The sequence below is a fragment of the Mycobacterium parascrofulaceum ATCC BAA-614 genome (assembly GCF_000164135.1).
In the GTDB taxonomy this organism is placed as follows: domain Bacteria; phylum Actinomycetota; class Actinomycetes; order Mycobacteriales; family Mycobacteriaceae; genus Mycobacterium; species Mycobacterium parascrofulaceum.
This window is the reverse complement of record NZ_GG770554.1, coordinates 517,955-539,096: the sequence shown is the minus strand read 5'-3', so window position 1 is coordinate 539,096 and position 21,142 is coordinate 517,955. Positions and strand designations below refer to the sequence as shown.

At 69.9% G+C, this 21,142-nt stretch carries 14 protein-coding genes, 1 tRNA gene and 2 pseudogenes; 8 read left to right on the top strand and 9 right to left on the bottom strand.

Features of this window, described 5'->3' with window-relative positions; all coding sequences use genetic code 11:
• Positions 1 to 5: 5 nt before the first annotated feature.
• Entirely contained in the window at positions 6 to 2,573 is a 2,568-nt protein-coding gene (locus tag HMPREF0591_RS12605; RefSeq protein WP_007168943.1) for a sensor histidine kinase, read from the top strand.
• Entirely contained in the window at positions 2,570 to 3,250 is a 681-nt protein-coding gene (locus tag HMPREF0591_RS12600) for a response regulator (protein ID WP_007168942.1), read from the top strand. Before HMPREF0591_RS12605 ends, HMPREF0591_RS12600 begins: the two co-directional genes overlap by 4 nt.
• Positions 3,251 to 3,283: 33 nt before the next feature.
• Here HMPREF0591_RS12600 and HMPREF0591_RS12595 read toward each other — a convergent pair whose 3' ends face one another.
• From HMPREF0591_RS12595 to mfd, 7 genes and pseudogenes are all read right to left on the bottom strand, one after another.
• Positions 3,284 to 4,228, bottom strand: coding sequence for a Ppx/GppA phosphatase family protein (locus HMPREF0591_RS12595; RefSeq protein ID WP_007168941.1), 945 nt, complete (start codon positions 4,226 to 4,228; stop codon positions 3,284 to 3,286).
• Complete coding sequence (locus HMPREF0591_RS12590; protein WP_007168940.1) at positions 4,222 to 4,710, bottom strand: DUF501 domain-containing protein; 489 nt, start codon at positions 4,708 to 4,710, stop codon at positions 4,222 to 4,224. The genes HMPREF0591_RS12595 and HMPREF0591_RS12590 overlap by 7 nt, the downstream gene beginning before the upstream one ends.
• Positions 4,703 to 5,389: an FtsB family cell division protein gene (locus HMPREF0591_RS12585; protein ID WP_040622432.1), complete on the bottom strand. Its 687-nt coding sequence runs from the start codon at positions 5,387 to 5,389 to the stop codon at positions 4,703 to 4,705. Before HMPREF0591_RS12585 ends, HMPREF0591_RS12590 begins: the two co-directional genes overlap by 8 nt.
• 1 nt (position 5,390) lies before the next feature.
• Positions 5,391 to 6,680 carry a phosphopyruvate hydratase gene (gene eno / locus HMPREF0591_RS12580; RefSeq protein WP_007168938.1) on the bottom strand — a complete coding sequence of 430 codons (1,290 nt, stop codon included), beginning with the start codon at positions 6,678 to 6,680 and terminating at the stop codon, positions 5,391 to 5,393.
• 70 nt (positions 6,681 to 6,750) lie between these two features.
• Positions 6,751 to 7,479, bottom strand: coding sequence for a lytic transglycosylase domain-containing protein (locus HMPREF0591_RS12575; RefSeq protein ID WP_085981629.1), 729 nt, complete (start codon positions 7,477 to 7,479; stop codon positions 6,751 to 6,753).
• 123 nt (positions 7,480 to 7,602) lie between these two features.
• Positions 7,603 to 8,576, bottom strand: a pseudogene (locus HMPREF0591_RS12570) (nucleoside triphosphate pyrophosphohydrolase); the annotation flags it as partial.
• On the bottom strand, positions 8,573 to 12,232 hold the full coding sequence (gene mfd, locus HMPREF0591_RS12565; RefSeq protein ID WP_040622428.1) for a transcription-repair coupling factor: 3,660 nt from the start codon (positions 12,230 to 12,232) through the stop codon (positions 8,573 to 8,575). The gene mfd and the pseudogene HMPREF0591_RS12570, both read right to left, overlap by 4 nt.
• Positions 12,233 to 12,339: 107 nt before the next feature.
• Between mfd and HMPREF0591_RS12560 the strand changes: the two are divergent.
• A pseudogene (locus HMPREF0591_RS12560) lies at positions 12,340 to 13,062 on the top strand (diaminopimelate decarboxylase); the annotation flags it as partial.
• A 27-nt stretch (positions 13,063 to 13,089) separates the two neighbouring features.
• On the opposite strand, the gene HMPREF0591_RS12555 reads toward HMPREF0591_RS12560, so the two are convergent.
• Positions 13,090 to 13,683, bottom strand: coding sequence for a TetR/AcrR family transcriptional regulator (locus HMPREF0591_RS12555; protein ID WP_003877537.1), 594 nt, complete (start codon positions 13,681 to 13,683; stop codon positions 13,090 to 13,092).
• A 168-nt stretch (positions 13,684 to 13,851) separates the two neighbouring features.
• On the opposite strand from HMPREF0591_RS12555, the gene HMPREF0591_RS12550 reads away from it, so the two are divergent.
• From HMPREF0591_RS12550 to HMPREF0591_RS12530, 5 genes are all read left to right on the top strand, one after another.
• A tRNA-Gln gene (locus HMPREF0591_RS12550) sits at positions 13,852 to 13,923 on the top strand.
• 179 nt (positions 13,924 to 14,102) lie between these two features.
• Positions 14,103 to 15,590, top strand: a complete 1,488-nt coding sequence (glmU, locus tag HMPREF0591_RS12545) for a bifunctional UDP-N-acetylglucosamine diphosphorylase/glucosamine-1-phosphate N-acetyltransferase GlmU (RefSeq protein WP_007168932.1) — start codon at positions 14,103 to 14,105, stop codon at positions 15,588 to 15,590.
• A 91-nt stretch (positions 15,591 to 15,681) separates the two neighbouring features.
• Positions 15,682 to 16,662: a ribose-phosphate diphosphokinase gene (locus tag HMPREF0591_RS12540; protein WP_007168931.1), complete on the top strand. Its 981-nt coding sequence runs from the start codon at positions 15,682 to 15,684 to the stop codon at positions 16,660 to 16,662.
• Complete coding sequence (gene arsC / locus HMPREF0591_RS12535) at positions 16,663 to 17,019, top strand: arsenate reductase (glutaredoxin) (protein WP_007168930.1); 357 nt, start codon at positions 16,663 to 16,665, stop codon at positions 17,017 to 17,019.
• Positions 17,016 to 17,663 carry an LpqN/LpqT family lipoprotein gene (locus tag HMPREF0591_RS12530; RefSeq protein WP_007168929.1) on the top strand — a complete coding sequence of 216 codons (648 nt, stop codon included), beginning with the start codon at positions 17,016 to 17,018 and terminating at the stop codon, positions 17,661 to 17,663. The genes arsC and HMPREF0591_RS12530 overlap by 4 nt, the downstream gene beginning before the upstream one ends.
• 81 nt (positions 17,664 to 17,744) lie before the next feature.
• On the opposite strand, the gene HMPREF0591_RS12525 is transcribed toward HMPREF0591_RS12530, so the two are convergent.
• Positions 17,745 to 21,038: a helix-turn-helix transcriptional regulator gene (locus HMPREF0591_RS12525; RefSeq protein WP_085981628.1), complete on the bottom strand. Its 3,294-nt coding sequence runs from the start codon at positions 21,036 to 21,038 to the stop codon at positions 17,745 to 17,747.
• Between the last annotated feature and the right edge of the window lie 104 nt (positions 21,039 to 21,142).

The window sequence follows — 21,142 nt, the reverse complement described above, 5'->3', positions numbered from 1 at the left end:
GGGGGATGATGGTTGACGTGAGCGTCGTTGACCACCGCCCCAAGCGCGGCGAGCTGCGGATTTACCTCGGTTCGGCTCCGGGGGTCGGCAAGACGTACGCGATGCTCGGCGAGGCGCACCGCCGGCTGGAACGCGGCACCGACCTCGTGGCCGGCGTGATCGAGACCCATGGCCGGGCGAAAACGGCTGAGCTGCTTGAAGGCATCGAGTTCGTGCCGCCACGCTACATCGAGTACCGCGGCGGCAGCTTTCCCGAACTCGACGTGCCGGCCGTCCTCGCGCGCAAACCCCAGGTCGTCCTCGTCGACGAACTCGCGCACACCAACACGCCGGGCAGCAAGAACGCCAAGCGCTGGCAGGACGTCGAAGAACTGCTCGACGCCGGGATCACGGTCATCTCCACCGTCAACGTCCAGCACCTGGAAAGCCTCAACGACGTCGTGGCCCAAATCACCGGCATCGAACAGAAAGAGACCATCCCGGATTCCATCGTCCGGCAGGCATCACAGGTCGAGCTCATCGACATCACACCGGAGGCGTTGCGCCGCAGGCTCTCCCACGGCAACGTGTACGCGCCGGAGCGGATCGACGCGGCGCTGTCCAACTACTTCCGCCGCGGAAACCTCACCGCGTTAAGGGAATTGGCGCTGCTTTGGCTGGCCGACCAGGTCGACACCGCGCTGGCCAAGTACCGCGCCGAGAACAAGATCACCGAGACGTGGGAGGCCCGGGAGCGGGTCGTGGTGGCGGTCACCGGCGGCCCGGAGTCGGAGACGTTGGTCCGGCGGGCATCCCGGATCGCCTCGAAGTCCAGCGCCGAGCTGATGGTGGTGCACGTCATCCGCGGGGACGGCCTGGCCGGCCTGTCGGAGGCGCGGATGGCCAAGATCCGCGAGCTGGCGAGCAGCTTGGACGCCTCCTTACACACAGTGGTCGGTGACGACGTGCCCACCGCCCTACTGGATTTCGCCCGAGAGATGAACGCGACCCAGCTGGTGATCGGCACCTCGCGGCGGTCGCGGTGGGCGCGCCTCTTCGAGGAGGGCATCGGCGCGAGGATCGTCGAGCGGTCGGGCAAGATCGACGTGCACCTGGTCACCCACGAGGAGTCCAAACGCGGCTTTCGCGCGGCGTCGCTGGCGCCTGACGAGCGACGGGTAGCGTCCTGGCTGGCGGCCTTCCTGGTGCCGTCCGCCATCTGCGCCGTCATCGTGACGGCGCTCGACCCGTACCTGGGCACCAGCGGCGACAGCGCGCTCTTCTTCGTCGGTGTGCTGCTCGTCGGGCTGCTGGGAGGCGTTGCGCCGGCGGTGGTTTCGGCGGTGCTGTCCAGCCTGTTGCTCAACTACTTCCTGACCGCCCCCCGGCACACCTTCACCATCGCCGAACCCGATGCCGCCGTCACCGAACTGGTGCTGCTCCTGATCGCGGTCGCGGTCGCGATCCTCGTCGACGGCGCGACCAAACGCACCCGGGAGGCCCGTCGCGCCTCCCAGGAGGCCGAGTTGCTGATCCTGTTCGCGGGCTCGGTGCTGCGCGGCGCCGACCCCGAGACGCTGCTCGAGCGCGTGCGTGAGACCTACTCGCAACGCACGGTCAGCATGCTGCGCGAGCCCGGCGAGCAGGACCATGCCGGCGGCCGGAAGGTCGAGGTGGTCGCCTGCGTGGGCAGGGACCCGTGCGTCACAGTCGATTCCGCGGACACCGCGATCGAGGTGGGTGACGACGAGTTCTGGATGCTGCTGGCGGGCAGAAAGCTTTCGGCACGCGACCGCCGGGTGCTGAGCGCGGTGGCCAAGCAGGCCGCGGGTTTGATCCGGCAGCGCGAACTCGCCGAGGAAGCCAGCCGGGCGGAGGCGATCGTCCGGGCCGACGAACTCCGGCGCTCCCTGCTGTCGGCGGTCAGCCACGACCTGCGGACGCCGCTGGCCGCGGCCAAGGTCGCGGTGTCCAGCCTGCGCGCCGAGGACGTCGCCTTCTCCCCCGAGGACACGGCGGAACTGCTGGCGACCATCGAGGAGTCGATCGACCAGTTGACCGCGCTGGTCGGCAACCTGCTCGATTCGTCGCGGCTGGCCGCCGGCGTGGTACGCCCGGACATGCGCCGGGTCTACCTCGAGGAGACGGTGCAACGAGCGCTGATCAGCATCGGCAAGGGCGCCACCGGTTTCAGCCGATCCGCCATCGATCGGGTCAAGGTCGAAGTGGGTGACGCCGTGGTGCTGGCCGACCCCGGCCTGCTCGAACGCGTCCTTGCCAACCTGATCGACAACGCGCTGAGGTACGCGCCGAACTGTGTGGTTCGGGTCAACGCGGGACGGGTGGGCGACCGGGTGCTGATCAACGTCGTCGACGAGGGGCCCGGCGTCCCGCACGGGGCCGAGGAGCAGATCTTCGAAGCGTTTCAGCGACTCGGCGATCACGACAACACCACGGGGGTGGGTCTGGGCATGTCGGTAGCGCGCGGCTTCGTCGAAGCCATGGGCGGAACCATCGCGGCCGGGGACACTCCGGGCGGTGGGCTTACCGTTTCGGTGGAGTTGGCCGCGCCGGTGCCGGCGGGTGACCGATGACCCGCGTGTTGGTGATCGACGACGAGCCCCAGATCCTGCGCGCGCTGCGGATCAACCTGTCCGTGCGGGGCTACGAGGTGATCACCGCATCCAGCGGCGCGGGGGCGCTGCGGGCCGCCGCCGAGCACAAACCCGACGTGGTGGTCCTCGACCTGGGGCTGCCCGACATCTCCGGCATCGACGTGCTGGCGGGGCTGCGGGGCTGGCTCACCGCACCGGTGATCGTGTTGTCGGCGCGCACCGACTCGTCGGACAAGGTGGAGGCGCTCGACGCCGGGGCCGACGACTACGTCACCAAACCCTTTGGGATGGACGAATTTCTGGCCCGGCTGCGGGCGGCGGTGCGGCGCAACACCGCGGCGTCCGAGCTCGAGCAGCCGGTGATCGAGACGGACACCTTCACCGTTGACCTGGCGGCCAAGAAGGTCATCAAGAACGGCGCCGAAGTCCACCTCACGCCGACGGAATGGGGGATGCTCGAGATGCTGGTCCGCAATCGCGGCAAGCTCGTCGGCCGCGAAGAACTCCTCAAGGAGGTCTGGGGCCCGGCCTACGCCACCGAAACGCATTACCTACGAGTGTATTTGGCGCAGCTGCGGCGCAAACTCGAGGACGACCCGTCACATCCCAAGCACCTGTTGACCGAGTCCGGCATGGGGTATCGCTTCGAGGAGTGAGCGGCCGCCGGAGACGCGCGGGTTGCCCGTGACTTACCCGGCAACCGACAGCACGATGCCGTCCAGGATGTCGTGCTCACTGACGGTCAGCTGGTCGATGCCGGCGCGGGCGCGCAGCTCGCGCGCCAGCTCCTCGACCACGATCGCGCCCCCACCGATCACGTCGGCCCTGCCCTCGTGCATCGGCGCCAGCGCCGCCCGGTCGGCCCGCGGCATCGCGATCAGCCGCTCGCACACCGCCAGCAGGTCGTTGCCCGCGACGCGCGAAAGGTGAATGGCCGCAGAGTCATACGACGTCATGTTGTGGGCCAGCGCGGACAGCGTGGTCATCGTTCCGGCCAGCCCGATCCAGGTCCGCGCCCCCTCGACGGGCACCACGCCGAGCGCGACGCCGAGCCGCTCGCGCACCACCGCGCGGGCCGCCGCCACCTCGTCCGGCGTCGGCGGGTCCGAGTGCAGGCAGCGTTCGGTCAGCCGCACGCAGCCGATGTCGGCCGAGTAGCTCGCCACCACCGCGTCGCCGCCGACGACGATCTCGGTGGAACCGCCGCCCAGATCGACGACGACGAAAGGCCCCGCGGCCGGGTCCAATTCGCCGACGGCCCCGCGGAACGACAGCGCGGCCTCCTCGGCGCCGGTGATCACCTCCGCCACCGCGCCCGGCACCGCGGCGCCCAGCACGTCGGCCGTCATCGCAAAGAAGACGTCACGATTGGCCACGTCGCGGGCGGCCGACGTGGCCACCATCCGCACCCGCTCGACGCCGTGGCGCTTCAGCAGGGCCGCGTAGTCGGCCAACGCATCCCGGGTGCGGGCCATCGCCTCGGGCGCGAATTCACCGGTCGCATCCACCCCCTGCCCCAGCCGCACGATCCGCGTCTCCCGGTGCACGTCGCGCAGCCGGCCGTCGCTCACGTCGGCGATCAGCAACCGGATCGAGTTGGTGCCGCAGTCGATTCCGGCGAACCTGCTCACCACTGCCCCACCACCAGAACGCCCCCCATCCCGGGCTCGGCGGCCAGGATCGCCAGCGCCTCGTCGCCCAGCGGATTGCAGCCGGGCCCCTTGGCCAGCGAGTGCGCGATCAGCACGTGCAGGCACTTGACCCGGTCCGGCATCCCTCCCCCGGAAAACGCCGTCCCCAGCGGTTCGATCGCGTCCCGTTCGGCCAGATACGACTCGTGGGCCCGCCGATACGCGGCCGCCAACTCGGGATCGTGCCGCAGCCGCTCGGTCATCTCGCGCATCAGCCCCGTCGTCTCGAGCCTGCTCGCCGCCGCGGTGAGCACCGGATGCGTCAGGTAGTACAGCGTCGGAAACGGCGTCCCGTCAGGCAGTTTCGGCGCCGTCTTCACCACCCCGGGCTCCCCGTTGGGGCACCGGTAGGCGATGGCCAGCACGCCGCGCGGCTCGCGCCCGAGCTGTCGCGCCACGGCCTCCAGGTCTGCGGGATCAACCACCGGGCGCCGGGGGATTCGGTGCTTCCGGCGGGACGGGACCGGCCGGTGCCGGGGCCGCCGGCGGCGGCACGTTGGCCGGCGGCAGGTGCGGCGCGTCGGCGATGGTGTGCCACAGCGCGGTGTACCAGGGATCGCTGCTGGCCGGGTTCGCCGCCTGGCCGCCCGGCTCGGAGGGGGTGGCCGCCGACTGCGGGAGCTGCACCTGGAAGGGGATGTCGCCCGGCTTCACGAACCCCAGCCGCTCGCGGGCCTGCGCCGCGATGTAGGCCGGGTCACCGAGCTTGGCCTTCCTCTGCTCGAGGTCGGCGATCTGGCGGCGCAGCGCGGCTTCGCTCGCCGTCAACTGGTTCATCTCGGTGCGCTGCGCGAAGTAGGTGCGCACGGGGCCGGCGATCGTCAGCGTCAGCACGCAGACGACCGCGGCCAGCACGGCCGCCCGCCGCGCGGTGAAACCCAGCCGCTGATCGGATCGCTGCTCGACGGACTCGGCGACCTGCCGCTTGATGGGTTCGACGACATGCTCGACGCCCGGGCGCGCGGCGGCCTGCTTCGCGGTTTGCGACGGCTTGGACGACGGCTTGGCCGATGGCTTGGCCGTGCGGCGGCGCCGAACCGGATCCCCGGCCTTCCCCGGACGCGATGCCGGGGAGCGCCGTTTCGGATCCGGCTTGGCGGGCAAGCTATTTGGCCTCCGGCGCATACCGCGGGAACGCCAGGTCACCGGCGTAACGGGCGGCGTCGCCCAGCGCCTCCTCGATCCGCAGCAGCTGGTTGTACTTCGCGACCCGCTCGCTGCGGGCGGGCGCCCCGGTCTTGATCTGCCCGCTGCCGACGGCCACCGCGAGATCGGCGATCGTGGTGTCTTCCGTCTCGCCGCTGCGATGGCTGATCATGGTGCGGTACCCGCTGTGGTGGGCGAGCGCGACGGCGTCGAGCGTCTCGGTCAGCGTGCCGATCTGATTCACCTTGACCAGCAACGCATTCGCGACGCCCTTCTCGATGCCTTCCTCGAGGCGCTCGGGATTGGTGACGAAGATGTCGTCGCCGACGATCTGCACCTTGTCGCCGATGGACGCGGTCAGCGCCGCCCAACCGTCCCAATCGTTTTCGTACAGCGGGTCCTCGAGCGACACCAGCGGATAAGCCTTCAACAGGCCCGCATAGAACTCGGTCATCTGCTCCGCCGTCCGGGTGCTCCCCTCGAACGAGTACTCGGTGCCTTGAGCGTGGAACTCGTTGGCCGCAGCGTCGAGGGCCAGCGCGACGTCGACACCCGGCTTGAGGCCGGCCGACTCGATGGCCTGGGAGATGAGGTCCAGGGCCGCGGTGGTGCCGGCCACGTTCGGCGCGAAGCCGCCCTCGTCGCCCAGCCCGGTGCTCAGCCCCTGCTTCTTCAACACCGACTTGAGCGAGTGGTAAACCTCCGCCCCCCAGCGCAGCGCCTCGCCGAAGCTGGGCGCGCCGATCGGGGCCACCATGAACTCCTGGATGTCGACGGAGGTGTCGGCGTGCGCCCCACCGTTGAGGATGTTCATCATCGGCACCGGCATGATGTGCGCGTTCGGCCCGCCGATGTAGCGGAACAGCGGCAGCTCGGCCGAGTCGGCCGCGGCCTTGGCGACGGCCAGCGACACGCCCAGGATGGCGTTCGCGCCCAGCCGGGACTTGTCCGGGGTGCCGTCGAGGTCGACCAGCGCCTGATCCACCAACCGCTGGTCGTCGGCGTTGAGACCGATCACCGCCGGTCCGATCTCGTCGAGGACGGCCTGCACCGCCTTGTGGACTCCCTTGCCGCCGTAACGCTCACCGCCGTCGCGCAACTCGACGGCCTCGTGCTCACCGGTGGACGCGCCCGACGGCACCGCCGCGCGGGCAAACGTCCCGTCGATCAGGGCGATCTCGACCTCGACCGTCGGGTTACCGCGGGAATCGAGGATCTCGCGGGCCCCGACCTGCTCGATAATCGGCACTGAGTTTCTCCTTGTGTCAATAGCTGGTGCAGGCCCCCGCCGCCGTTAGCGTAAAGCCTGATACATCCTGCTACAGCGGGTGACCCGCCGCGTAAGCGGTCGCCCAGTCGCGCACCGCCCGCGCGTACACGCCGGAGTTGTTGTAGGCCCGCAGCGCGGTGATCCAGCCGCGCGGAGTCGCCAGATCCTTTCCCCGCCAACACAGGTATCCCGCCGCGGCGAGCGCCGCGTCGTCGATGTTGTCCGGGCTGACGCGGCCGTCGTTGTGGGCGTCGACACCGTACAACCGCCAGGTCTCCGGGATGAACTGCATCGGCCCCATGGCCCGCACCACCCCGTCGTCGTCGGTCACCTGTTCCTCGCTGTCGACGATGCGCAGGGTGCCGCCGCTGCCGTCCAGCCGGACACCGCGGATCGGGGGGCTGACGTCGCCGTTGGGCGCCAGCCGCGCGCCGCGGTAGGTGCCGTGGTGGCTCTCGACCTGACCGATGCCCGCCAACGTGGTCCACGCGATGTGGCACTTGGGGTTCTCGACCTCGGCGACCCGGGCCGCGTACGCGTAGGCCTCCAGCGCGATGACGGGGATCTCCAGCGTCGCGGACCGCTGTTCGGCCCAGGCCCGGAGCTGGTCCGCGGGCCGGCCGCTGGCGTGCGTGTCCACCGGCGGCACCGGGGCCCCGGCGGGCGGCGGGACGCCTTCCGGGATGAACAGGCTGAGCTGCCACGTGCAGCTGGAAGCCAGCAGCATCGCGGTCGCGCCGATCACGGCGGCCGCGCGCAACCAACGCCTCGGCGACACCATGCTGGTTAAAGCTCCCTCAAACTCCCCTGCACCAACTTCCGCACAACCATCGTCCCACGGGTTTCGGTGCAGCCCGGCTGCGTCGGTCAGGCGTCGTCGGCCGCGGCGTCCACCGCGGGCTCGTCGACGTCGACCGCCGGCTCGTCGATCACCCCGGGCGACGGCCAGTGCCCACGCCACTCTTCTTCCGTGACCTGGCCCAAGGGGGCCACGTCGAACTCCTCCGGGACGCCGGCGCCGCGGCGCGTCGCGGCGATCGCCCGCTCGACTTCGCGGACGGTGTCGACGAACTCCAGCACCGCCGAGCGCAGCGCGCCTTCGGCGTCGCCGTCGGCCGACACCGAGATGGCGGTGATCCCGGCCGGCACCAGGTCGGCGGGCAGCCCGGCCTTCCCGGCCCGGTCAATCACCTTCTGCGCCAACGCCAACGCCGGTTGCCCGGTATGCACCTCGTCCATCACGGATTTCCGGGGCTTTTCGGCCGCCTTGCGCTCTTCCCACTGCGCCAACTGTTCTTCCAGCGAAATGGTCTGACCCGCAAGCACACCCGGGACCCGGTTGCCCAGCTTGCGCATCAGCGTGGCGGCGACGTCGTCGATGGTGAAGGGAAGCTGCGGCGCGTCCTCGGCGATCCGCGCGTGGAAGAGCACCTGCAGCAGCACGTCACCGAGTTCCTCGCGCAGCGCCTCGGCGCTGCCGCTGCGCACCGCGTCCAACAGTTCGTAGGTCTCTTCCAGCAGGAACCGGCGCAACGAGTCGTGGGTCTGTTCGCTCTCCCACGGCCCGGCGGTGCGCAGTTTGTCCATCATCGCGACGGCGTCGACCAGCCGCTCGCCGCGCGGCGTCTCCGGCGCGGAGATCAACCGGGCGCCCGCCGCCAGCCGGGCGGTGACGGCGGGATGGTCGGGGTCCGACGACAGCAGCACCGGCGCCGGATCGTCGGGATCCCCGGCATGCACCGGACGCGCCGCCGGCAGCGACCACGGCACCGCGACGGGCATCTCCTCGGTGTACTGCACCTCGCCGCCGAGGTGTTCGATGGCTTCCACGGGCACCAGCGAGGGGCGACGCGGGTCGCACAGCACGACAATCACGCTTGCCGCTCCTCACTCGACGTCAGTGCAGGTGAACCCGTTATACCAATGTCCGTCTGCGGTTTACCCTGCAGCGCCGTCACCAGGTTGGCCACCATCTGCACCAACTCGACATCGCGGATGCGAGCCGCCCCGACGCCGCCGTCCCGCGGGATCGGCACCTGCACGGTGGACGTCGTGGCGCGGTAACTCGCGGACGGATACATCCGCTTGAGCCGCACCTGGGCCGAGTCGGGCAGCGTCATCGGCGACAGCCGCACGGTCGCCGCCGACGGGGCCGACACCTCGGTGATGCCGGCGGCCCGGCACAGCAACCGCAGCCGGGCCACCGCCACCAGCCGCAGCGCCGGTTCGGGCAGCGCGCCGTAACGATCGACGAGCTCCTCCACCACGGCGTCGACGGCCGCGTCGTCGGGAGCCGCGGCCAGCCGCCGGTAGCCCTCCAGCCGCAGCCGGTCGCTGGCGATGTAGTCCGGCGGCAGATGCGCGTCCACCGGGAGGTCGATCCGCACGTCCTTGGGCTCCTCGGCGGTGGTCACGGTCTGCCCGTCGGCCGCGGCCCGGTACGCCTCCACGGCCTCGCCGACCAGCCGCACGTACAGGTCGAAGCCGACCCCGGCGACGTGGCCGGACTGCTCGACACCGAGCACGTTGCCGGCGCCGCGGATCTCGAGGTCCTTCAGGGCGACCGCCATGCCCGCGCCCAGCTCGTTGTTCTGCGCGATGGTCGCCAACCGGTCGTAGGCCGTCTCGGTCAGCGGCGCGTGCGGCGGATACAGGAAGTAGGCGTAACCGCGCTCGCGGCTGCGCCCCACCCGGCCGCGCAGCTGGTGCAGCTGCGACAGCCCGAACGTGTCGGCGCGTTCGACGATCAGCGTGTTGGCGTTGGAGATGTCCAGCCCGGTCTCGACGATCGTGGTGCACACCAGGATGTCGTACTCGCGGTTCCAGAACCCCTGCACGGTACGTTCCAGCCGCTCCTCGGGCATCTGCCCGTGCGCGACGACCACCCGCGCCTCGGGCACCAGCTCGCGGATCCGGGCCGCCGTCCGGTCGATGGAGCTGACCCGGTTGTGCACGTAGAAGACCTGCCCGTCGCGCAGCAGCTCGCGCCGCAGGGCGGCCGCGACCTGCTTGTCGTCCTGCGGCCCGACGTAGGTCAGCACGGGATAGCGCTCCTCGGGCGGCGTGAGGATGGTCGACATCTCGCGGATGCCGGCCAGGCTCATCTCCAGCGTGCGCGGGATCGGGGTGGCGCTCATGGTCAGCACGTCGACGTGCGTGCGCAGGCTCTTGATGTGCTCCTTGTGCTCGACGCCGAACCGCTGCTCCTCGTCGACCACCACCAGGCCGAGGTCCTTCCAGCGCACCCCGGTCTGCAGCAGCCGGTGCGTGCCGATCACGACGTCCACCGACCCGTCGGCCAGGCCCTCGATCACGGCGCGGGACTCGGCGTTGTCGGTGAACCGGGACAGCCCCTTGACGGTCACCGGGAAGCCGGCCATCCGGTCGGTGAAGGTCTGCAGGTGCTGGTCGGCCAGCAGCGTGGTGGGCACCAGCACGGCGACCTGTTTGCCGTCCTGCACGGCCTTGAACGCCGCCCGGACCGCGATCTCGGTCTTGCCGTAGCCGACGTCGCCGCAGATCACCCGGTCCATCGGGATCGGCTTTTCCATGTCGGCCTTGACCTCGGTGATGGCGGTCAGCTGGTCGACGGTCTCGGTGAAGCCGAACGCGTCCTCCATCTCGGCCTGCCAGGGGGTGTCCGGCGCGAACGCGTGCCCGGGGCTGGCCTGGCGTTTGGCGTAGAGCGCGACGAGCTCGCCGGCGATCTCGCGCACCGCGCGGCGGGCCTTGGTCTTGGTGTTGGCCCAGTCGCTGCCGCCCAGCTTGGACAGCGCCGGCGCCTGCCCGCCGACGTAACGGGACAGCTGGTCCAGCGAATCCATCGGCACATAAAGCTTGTCCGACCCGCCGCCGCGCTTGGATGAGGCGTATTCGAGCACCAGGTACTCGCGGCGGGCGCCGCCGACGGTGCGCTCGGTCATCTCGACGAACCGCCCGATGCCGTGCTGGTCGTGCACCACCAGGTCGCCGGCGGTCAGCGCCAGCGGGTCGACCGTGTTGCGCCGCTTGGCCGCCAGCCGCTTGCCCTCGACGGCGGTGGCCCGGCTGCCGGTGAGGTCGGTCTCGGTGATGACGACCAGGTTGGCGCCGGGAACGACGACCCCGTCGTGCAGCGGGCCCTTGAGCACGCAGACGACGCCCGGCTTGAGCGTGGTGTCGGCCGCGTCCGGTTCCAGCATGGTGGCGGGGGTGTCGGAGTCCGCGAGCCGCTCGACCACCCGGTGAGCGGTCCCGATACCGGGGGCGACGACCGCGGCGTAACCGCCGGTCGAGACGTGCGCGCGCAGCATCGCGAAGATTTCGTCAATATCGTGCTGATGCCCGCGGGCCGACGGGGCCGCCCGAATGTCCAGCTCCACCGCCGACTCGTCGGACAACTGGCTCAGCGTCCACCACGGGTGACCGGACGTGGCCGCCGCGGCGCGCACGTCCTCCAGCTCGGTGAAGCCCGAGCCGCCGAACTGCGCCACGTCGACGGGCGCGTCGGTGCCCAGGGCCGCGACCGACCACGACGCCTCGAGGAATTCGCTGCCCGTCTTGATCAGGTCAGCCGCCCGGGTGCGCACCTTTTCGGGGTCACACAGCAGCACCGGCGTGCCCTGCGCCAGCTGGTCGGTCAGCAGCACGTGTTCGCCGGGCCGCAGGACCGGCAACAGCGCCTCCATGCCGTCGACCGCGATGCCCTCGGCCAGCTTGGCCAGCATGTCGGTGACGCTGCCGGTGATGGCGGGTTCGGCCCCCGAGTGCCGGGCGGCGAGCGCGGCGGCACGTTCGCGCACGTCGTCGCTCAGCAGGAGCTCGCGGCACGCCACCGCGATGACCGTCTCGACCTCGATCTCGGGGATGGAGCGCTGGTCGGCGACGGCGAACATCCGCATCTCGCTGACCTCGTCGCCCCAGAACTCGATGCGCACCGGGTGCTCGGCGGTGGGTGGGAAGACGTCGAGAATCCCCCCGCGCACGGCGAACTCGCCGCGCCGGCCCACCATGTCGACCCGGGTGTAGGCCAGCTCGACCAGCCGGGCGACGACCTCCTCGAACGCCATCTCTTGCCCGACGCTGAACGTGACCGGCTCCACCAGGCCCAGCTGCGGCGTCATCGGCTGCAGCAACGAGCGCACCGCCGTCACCACCACCCGCAGCGGAGGGCCCAGCCGCGCATCCTCGGGGTGGGCCAGCCGGCGCAGCACCGTCAACCGGGTGCCGACGGTGTCGACGCCGGGCGAGAGCCGCTCGTGCGGCAGGGTCTCCCAGGACGGAAAGGCCGCGACGGCATCGCCGAAGACGCCGCGCAGTTCGGCGGTCAGGTCGTCGGCTTCGCGCCCGGTCGCGGTGACTACCAGCAGAGGTCCCAACCGCGCCAGGGCACTGGCCACGAAGAGCCGTGCGCTGGCTGGACCCACCAGGTGAAGCTCGGGCGGTCGATCGGCCGCGCTTTCGATCAGCTGCTGGAAGGTCGGCGCGGTGAGCGCCAATTCAACGAGCCCCGCGATCGGGGGTTCTGGGCTAGCAGGCCCCGGTGCGGTCATGATGAATCCATTCTAGGGGCGCCAGGATTCGTCAATATCGAGCCCGACGCCGTCAAAGGTTCGTAAGGAACCCGGCGCGAGGCCCCCCGCGGGCGCACGTTGGATGCATGACCTTGCTGGACACCCTGCCCTCCATCGGTGACGCGATCGATGACGCGGCGCCCCCGCTGTGGGCCCGCGCGCGACGCCGCGCCCCGGCCGGCGTGATTGACGAGGCGGATTTCCGGGACCGCGCCCGCCGGTGGCGCAACGCGCTGCGGGGCGCGCGTGTCGTCTACTTCGGCCGGTCGCCGCTGACTGCCGCCGTCGCGCGCTTCGCTCGCGAAGAGGGCCTCGCCATCGGCGTCCGCTCGGACCGCGAGCTGGCGGTCGCCCTCGCCGCGGGGACGGACCCGGCGCGCATCGTCGCGCACCCCGGATCGCCCGAGTTGTTGCGCGCGGCGGTGGGCGCCGGCGTCGGGCGCATCGTGCTGGACTCGCCCCTCGAGGCTCCCCACGTCGCCGGCCCGGCGCGGCGCGGGTCGGCGCGCACCACGTTCGGCCTCGTGGGCCTGCACTGTCGGCCGGATCCTGCCGGCACCCGGGCCGGCGGCGCCCCGGCCCGCTACGGCGAGGCGATCCGCCGGACGATCACCGCGATGGCGGACGTCCGCGCCCGGCAAGGCGTCATCCTCACCGAACTGCACCTGGGCGGTGGCCAGGCCGGCCCCCACGTCGGCGGGTCGGAACCCGGCGCCGACGAGCTGGCCGCCGTCATCGAGGACGCGCTCGACGAGGCCTGCGCCGCAGAACATTTCCCCCGGCCCGTCGTCGCGGCGGGTGTGACGCTGACCCCGTGAACCCGCCGGGCCGAGTCCCTACTCGTCCTGCAGCCTGGGGTCGGCTTCCAGATGGGTCAGCCCGTTCCACATCAGGTTGACCAGGTGGGCGGCGACCACTTCTTTCTTGGGCTCACGGGTGTCCAGCCACCACTGCGCCGTCATCGACACGGAGCCCACCAGCGCCTGGGCGTACAGCGGCGCCAGGTCCGGATCCAGGCCCCGCCGGGCGAAGTCGCCGGCCAGGATGGAACTGACCTGGCTGACGGCGTCGTTGAGCAGGCTGGAGTAGGTGCCCGAGCTGATCGCGGCCGGGGAGTCGCGGATCATGATGCGGAAGCCGTCGGTGCGCTCCTCGACGTAGGTGAGCAACGCCAGGGCTACGCGCTCGACCCGCACCCGGGAGCGGTTGTTGGTCAGCGACGAGGTGATGCCGTCGAGCAGCGCCGACATCTCGCGGTCGACGACCACCGCGTACAGGCCCTCTTTGCCGCCGAAGTGTTCGTAGACGACCGGCTTGGACACGTTGGCGCGCAACGCGATCTCCTCGATCGAGGTGCCCTCGTAACCGCGCTCGGCGAACAGCGAGCGCGCGATGCCGATGAGTTGCTGCCGGCGCTCGCTGCCGGTCATCCGTGCGCGCGGCGCGCGAACCTCCTTGTCCGGCTCCTTGTCGAGAACAGCCACGTCAATCAGCGTATAGCGTCCGCGGCGCCGAACCGGCCGTCTTTCCCTCGGCCACGCGATCGGGGCCCGCACCGTCTAAAGTCTCTTGGTGGCGCGGGCGTACGGGCCTGGCGATCCGTCGTGGTGTAATCGGCAGCACCTCTGATTTTGGTTCAGATAGTTCAGGTTCGAGTCCTGGCGACGGAGCATCGCACCCTGGGTCGCGGGTGGCACCCGTGCCCGAATCCGCCGGGCAGTTCCCGTGGGCGGGGCCACGGTCGGCGACGTGAAGTCGGCGGTCTTTGCGCCGACGTCCGGTGTGATGACACCCTTGACGGCGTGTCGTCGTACCGACACGCAGGTTCGCGCCGGGTTGAGGAGAGTTGATGGCGTCTCGTGGCGATACCGCGGTCGTGGTGCTCGCGGCCGGGCCCGGCACCCGGATGCGGTCGGACACCCCCAAGGTGCTGCACACGATCGGCGGCCGCAGCATGCTGTCCCATCTGCTGCACGCGATCACCAAGGTCGCGCCCCAACACCTGGTGGTCGTCCTGGGCCACGACCACCAGCGCATCGCGCCACTGGTCGCCGAATGGGCCGACAACCTGGGCCGCGGCATCGAAGTCGCCCTGCAGGACCGGCCCCTGGGCACCGGCCACGCGGTCGGCTGCGGCCTGTCCGCGCTGCCCGAGGATTACGCCGGGGTCGTGGTCGTCACCTCCGGCGACACGCCGCTGCTGGACCCCGACACGCTGGCCGACCTGATCGCGACGCACAACGCGGGCTCGGCCGCCGCGACCGTGCTCACCACGACCCTCGCCGACCCAACCGGCTACGGCCGCATCCTGCGCACCCAGGACAACGAGGTCACCGCGATCGTGGAGCACGCCGACGCGACACCCTCGCAGCGCGAAATCCGCGAGGTCAACGCCGGGGTCTACGCCTTCGACGTCGCGGCGCTGCGCTCGGCGCTGAGCCGGCTGAGCTCCAACAACGCCCAGCAGGAGCTTTACCTGACCGACGTCATCTCCATCCTGCGCGGGGACGGGCGGGCCATCCACGCCCGGCACGTCGACGACAGCGCCCTGGTGGCCGGGGTGAACAACCGCGTCCAGCTGGCCCAGCTGGGGGCCGAACTGAACCGCCGGATCGTCGCCACCCATCAGATGGCCGGGGTGACGATCGTCGACCCGGCGACCACCTGGATCGATGTCGACGTCACGATCGGCCGCGACACCGTGATCCACCCCGGCACGCAGCTGCTGGGCAGCACCCGGCTCGGCGGCCATTGCGTCGTCGGACCCGACACCACGCTGACCGACGTCACCGTCGGCGACGGCGCATCGGTGGTGCGCACCCACGGCACGTCGTCGTCGATCGGCGCCGGCGCCACCGTCGGCCCCTATACCTACCTGCGGCCCGGCACGGTGCTGGGCGACGACGGCAAGCTCGGGGCGTTCGTCGAGACCAAGAACTCCACGATCGGCACCGGCACCAAGGTGCCGCACCTGACCTACGTCGGCGACGCCGACATCGGCGACCACAGCAACATCGGCGCGTCCAGCGTCTTCGTCAACTACGACGGCGCCAACAAGCGGCGCACCACGGTCGGGTCGCACGTGCGCACCGGGTCGGACACCATGTTCGTCGCGCCGGTGACGGTCGGGGACGGGGCGTACACCGGGGCGGGAACCGTGGTCCGCGAGGACGTCCCGCCGGGCGCGCTGGCGGTCTCGGCGGGCCCGCAGCGCAACATCGAGGGCTGGGTGCAGCGCAAACGGCCGGGCAGCGCGGCCGCCGAAGCCGCCGAAAAGGCGGCCGGAAAACCCGCCGGCGACGCCGAGCAGGCCGCCGAGCCCGAAAAGACATCGTGACTTTGGTATCTGGTAACCCGGCCACACTTCCGTACCATTCGCTACGTACGATTGGACCTCCGATTTCGATTCGAACGGCGAGGGCAGTGCGTTGAGCCACGACTGGACCGACAACCGCAAAAACCTGATGCTCTTCTCCGGCCGTGCGCATCCGGAGCTGGCCGAGCAGGTGGCGAAAGAGCTCGACGTCCACGTCACCGCTCAGACGGCCCGGGACTTCGCCAACGGCGAGATCTTCGTGCGGTTCCACGAGTCGGTCCGCGGGTGCGACGCCTTCGTCCTGCAGTCGGCGCCGGCGCCGGTGAACGACTGGCTGATGGAACAGCTGATCATGATCGACGCCCTCAAGCGGGGCAGCGCCAAGCGGATCACCGCGGTGATGCCGTTCTACCCCTACGCCCGGCAGGACAAGAAGCACCGCGGGCGCGAGCCCATCTCGGCGCGGCTGGTTGCCGACCTGCTCAAGACGGCGGGCGCCGACCGCATCGTGACCGTCGACCTGCACACCGACCAGATCCAGGGCTTCTTCGACGGGCCGGTCGACCACATGCGCGGGCAGAACCTGCTGACCGGGTACATCCGGGACAACTACCCGGACGGCAACATGGTGGTCGTCTCCCCCGACTCGGGCCGGGTGCGCATCGCCGAGAAGTGGGCCGACGCGCTGGGCGGCGTCCCGCTCGCCTTCATCCACAAGACCCGCGACCCGCGCGTGCCCAACCAGGTGGTGTCCAACCGCGTCGTCGGCGAGGTGCAGGGCAGGACGTGCGTGCTGATCGACGACATGATCGACACCGGTGGCACCATCGCCGGCGCGGTCAAGTTGCTGCGCGACGAGGGCGCCGGTGACGTGATCATCGCCGCCACCCACGGGGTGCTGTCCGACCCGGCCGCCGAGCGGCTGGCGGCGTGCGGCGCCCGGGAGGTGATCGTCACCAACACGCTGCCGATCGGCGAGGAGAAGCGCTTCCCGCAGCTCACGGTCCTGTCCATCGCGCCACTGCTGGCCAGCACCATCCGCGCCGTCTTCGAAAACGGCTCCGTCACGGGGCTGTTCGACGGGGACGCCTAGATGGCTTCGCGGTCTGACGACGCCGTCATCTACCACAACCCCCGGTGCAGCACCTCACGCAAGACGCTGGACCTGTTGCGCGACAACGGTTTCGAGCCGACGATCGTCGAGTACCTCAAGAATCCGCCGTCGCGCGACGAACTGGTGCGGATGATTCGCGATGCCGGGATCGACGTGCGCACCGCCGTGCGCAGGCGGGAATCGCTCTACGGCGAATTGGGTCTCGCCGAAGCGACCGACGACCAGCTGCTCGACGCCATGGCGGAACACCCCATCCTGATCGAGCGGCCGTTCGTCGTCACCCCGAAGGGCACCCGGCTGGCCCGGCCGGTCGAGCAGGTCCGCGAGATTCTGTGAGACGTGCGTGTGCGGCCGCGGCCATAGCGCTGACACTGCCCGCGGCGGCATGTGGTCCGAAAACGCCTGACTACCAATCCATCTGGTCGACGACGTCGACGACCACGACCACCACGACGAGGGCCGCGAAGCCCGTCCCGCTATCGCAGTACCTGCAGAACATCGGCGTGACGGGGGAGCAAGTGGCGCCGGGCAACCTGCCCGACCTGACCGTGTCGATACCGACGCCCGCGGGCTGGACGGTCGCGAGCAATCCGCACATCGCAAAGGAGACGCTGATGATCTCCAAGGGCGGCAAGTATCCGACCGCCCGACTCGTGGTGTTCAAGCTGCACGGCGACTTCGACCCCGCCCAGGTGATCCAGCACGGCAACGACGACGCCCAGTTGTTCGAGGACTTCAAGCAACTGGACGCCTCGACGACGCCGTACAACGGCTTCCCCTCGTCGATGATCCAGGGCAGCTACGACCTGGACGGCACCCGGCTGCACAGCTTCAACCGGATCGTCATCGCAACCGGGGCGCCGCCCGCCAAGCAGCGATACCTGGTCCAGCTCACCATCACCGGCCTGGCCAACGAGGCGGTCGCGCAGTCCACCGACATCGAGGCGATCATGCGGGGGTTCGTCGTCGCGGCGAAGTGATCTCAGGCTTTGGTCGGCGAGATTGCGCCCATGGTCGTGATCGCGGCCCGAACCACAGCCCTGGCGGCAATCTCGGCGCGATCATGTGCAGTGCTGGTCCTTGATGAGTTCCACCCGTGACGAGATACCCAGCTTGGCATACACGTGGGTGAGGTGAGTTTGCACGGTGCGGGGTGAGACGAACAGCCGCGCACCGATCTCCTTGTTGCCCAACCCTTCCCGGACCAGGCGAACGACGTCGTGTTCCATCGGGGTCAACGATTCCCAACCGCTGGCGGGGCGTTTGCGCTCCCCGCGGCCGCGTTGCGCGTACGCGATCGCCTGCTCGGTGGACAGGGCGGCGCCTTCGGCCCAGTTAGTGTCGAAGTCGCTGTCCGGCAGCGCTTCTCGCGCCTTCATCAGCACGGCCTGGTAGCCGGATTCGTACATCGGGCGGCGAACCTCACCCGTCCGCCGCCGCATTCCATCCGCCGCGCCCAGCAGACGAGCCGCGTGCGGGTGGTTGCCGGCGTCCACCGCCAGGCACGCCAGGCATTCCAGCGCGTCGGGCACCCGGAGGTATCCCTGGACGCGGGCGGCGACCGCCAGGGCGTCGTGCGCGTCACGCTCCGCTTGGCCCGGCTCGCCCTGTGCCATCGCGATGTAGGCGCGCGCCGTCAGCGCCACCATCTGTTGGTAACCCGGCACGATGGCGACGTTCTCATCGGCCCATCGGCGGGCGACCTCCAGTTCGCCGCATGCCAAGGCGGCCTCGGCGATCGGGTTGACGCTTCTGGTGAACACCTCCCGTGACGGACTGGTGCGCTGCCATGCCGTCTCGCAGAGCCGCAGCGCCTCACCCGCGTCGCCGGCGGTCAGCGCGGCGTCCGCGAGCATCGCGTACACCGTGTCGTCGGACGACCCGCCCATCGCCTCGGCGGCCGCCAGGGCGGACTCCGCAGCGGACCGCGCGGCGGCGGCGCGACCGAGGCGACTGAGCACCACGCTGTGGACCGTGTGCCCATAGGTTTTCATTACCACCTCGCCCGCCGCCTCCGCCTCCTCCGCCAAAGTCCTGCCCACCTCCTTGGCCTCGGCGAGATGCCCCTGCATCATCAGCGCGATACCGAGCCAGGTCCGGCAATTGCGTGAGAAGAACTTGTCGCCCAGCGTTTCGGCGAGACCACGCCCCCTTTCGGCGGCCGCGCGCGCCTCGATTGGTCGCCCGGCGAAAGCCCCAACCGTCGCCTGGTGGCTGTAGATCTGGCAAAGACTCCACAAATCACCGGCGGCGCCGGCGAGGTCGATCGCCTCCGCGAAGTAGGGCTGTGCCAGCTCCGAGCTGTAAACGCTGCTCATGCCGCATCCGATCAGCGCCCGGGTGACCAGCGTCGGATCGGCGAGCTGTCTTGCTATTCCAAGCGCGTCCTCAGCGGGCCCCAACTCCGTTGGGATTCCGATCCATGCCGCGAGGACCTGTCGCTCGACCAGGGCACCCGCCCGCACTGCCGGAGCGATCTCAGAATGACCTGCCTCGTTGAGAATCGAGTCCAGTCCGGCTATGCCCTCCAGGGTGCGCCCGCCTCGCAGCCACAGCGGTCGGAGTAACGAGATAAGCCTCAGCCCGGCCTCCAGGTCGGAATTTTCACGGCACCAGGTGAAGGCGGCCCGCAGATTGTCGACTTCTGTTTCTCCCCAGCGCAACAGCAGCTCATCGCCGGAATGGCCCTCTGACGCCAGTTCCGCGGCCTTCGCGACGTAGTAATCGCGGTGGCGGGTCCGCACCTCGTCAGACTCACCGGACTCACCGAGTTTTTCCTGCGCATACTGGCGAACCGTCTCCAACAACCGGTAGCGCATCCCGGCGCCGGTGTCGTCGGCGACCACCAGCGATTTGTCGACCAGCAGGCTCAACTGGTCCAACAACTGGTAGCTTTCGACTTCGCTGCCGGCGCCGACGGCTTGAGCGGCGTCCAGGTCGAAGTCGCCCGCAAATGCGGCCAAGCGGCGGAACAAAATTCGTTCGGGTTCGGTGAGCAGCGCATGGGACCAATCCACCGAGGCCCGCAGCGTCTGCTGGCGGCGCACCGCGGTGCGGGCGCCCCCGGTGAGGAGCCGGAACCGGTCATGCAGGCTGTCGAGGATCTGCTGTAACGACAGCGCCCGAACCCGTGCCGCGGCAAGCTCGATCGCCAACGGCATGCCATCCAAGCGGCGGCAAATCTCTTCGACCGGAGCCCGATTATCTTCTCCCACAACGAAATCAGGCCGCGAACGCCGGGCGCGGACGGCGAACAACTCGATCGATTCGTCAGCCAAGCTCAAGGACGGTACCCGCCAACCGAATTCGCCCGGCACGCCGAGCGGTTCACGGCTGGTGGCCAGGATGGTCAACTGCGGGCAAGCCTTGAGCAATTCCTCGGTCAGGGCCACGCACGCGTGGATCAGGTGCTCGCAGTTGTCCAGTAACAGCAACATGTTCCGCCGGCCGAAGAATCGCACCAGTAGTTCCGTGGTGGAAAGAACCTGCTGATCGGGGAGGCCGAGCGCACGCGCGACGGCGACCGGCACCACCGCCGGAATGGTGATCGGCGCGAGGTCGACGTACCACTGTCCGTCGGGGAAGCGGTCGCCGAGATCGGAAGTGATCTCGATGGCAAGCCGCGTCTTGCCCACGCCGCCCGCGCCGGTCAGGGTCACCATGCGGTTGTCCGCCACGATGTGCCGCAACTGCTCGATTTCTGCTTCGCGCCCGATGAAACTCGTTAACTGGGCCGGGAGATTATGCGCGGCAACCGCGCTGCCGACGCGCAGCGGCGGAAACTCGTTGGCCAGGTCGGGATGGCACAGCTGCACCACTCGCTCGGGGCGCGGCAGATCGCGCAGCGGGTAGCTGCCAAGGTCGGCGAGCCATACGCCGTCGGGCAGCCGATCCACCACCATCGATTCGGTCGCACCGGACAACACCGTCTGTCCGCCATGCGCGAGATCGCGTAACCGCGCCGTGCGGTTGATGGTCGGGCCGGCATAGTTGGCGTCGTCGCGCAACTGGATCTCGCCGGTGTGTATCCCGATTCGAAGACGGATGGGCGCCAGCGGGGCGCGCTGCACGGCTAGCGCGCACGCCACCGCGTCCGATGCGCGGGAAAATGCCGCGACGAAGCTGTCGCCCTCGCCCTGCTCGAGCGGGCGGACGCCGGCGTGCGCGTCGACCGCGTCGTTCACCGTCTTGTTCAGCCGGGCCAGCGCGGCGGTCATCTGCTCGGGCTGGGTTTCCCAGAGCCGCGTGGAACCCTCGACGTCGGCCAGCAGCAACGTAACCGTGCCGGTAGGCAGCAACTCGCTCACGCCCAACTCGTTCCAGTTCAGCGACGGCATCTCCGCGTGTTGGCTCATGGTAGCCAGCATCGCGGCCGCGAACCACGCAAACATCGGCCAGTGCGCGTAGATCTTCTACGCGCGTCGCGCGCGAACCTACGCGATGGGCCGCGCACATTTAC

Excerpts from the sequence above, each read along its gene's own strand:
- HMPREF0591_RS12605 (WP_007168943.1), top strand. The coding sequence starts at position 6 with ATGATGGTTGACGTGAGCGTCGTTGACCACCGCCCCAAGCGCGGCGAG.
- HMPREF0591_RS12600 (WP_007168942.1), top strand. The coding sequence starts at position 2,570 with ATGACCCGCGTGTTGGTGATCGACGACGAGCCCCAGATCCTGCGCGCG.
- mfd (WP_040622428.1), bottom strand. The coding sequence starts at position 12,232 with ATGACCGCACCGGGGCCTGCTAGCCCAGAACCCCCGATCGCGGGGCTC.
- HMPREF0591_RS12555 (WP_003877537.1), bottom strand. The coding sequence starts at position 13,683 with ATGACCGGCAGCGAGCGCCGGCAGCAACTCATCGGCATCGCGCGCTCG.
- glmU (WP_007168932.1), top strand. The coding sequence starts at position 14,103 with ATGGCGTCTCGTGGCGATACCGCGGTCGTGGTGCTCGCGGCCGGGCCC.
- arsC (WP_007168930.1), top strand. The coding sequence starts at position 16,663 with ATGGCTTCGCGGTCTGACGACGCCGTCATCTACCACAACCCCCGGTGC.
- HMPREF0591_RS12525 (WP_085981628.1), bottom strand. The coding sequence starts at position 21,038 with ATGAGCCAACACGCGGAGATGCCGTCGCTGAACTGGAACGAGTTGGGC.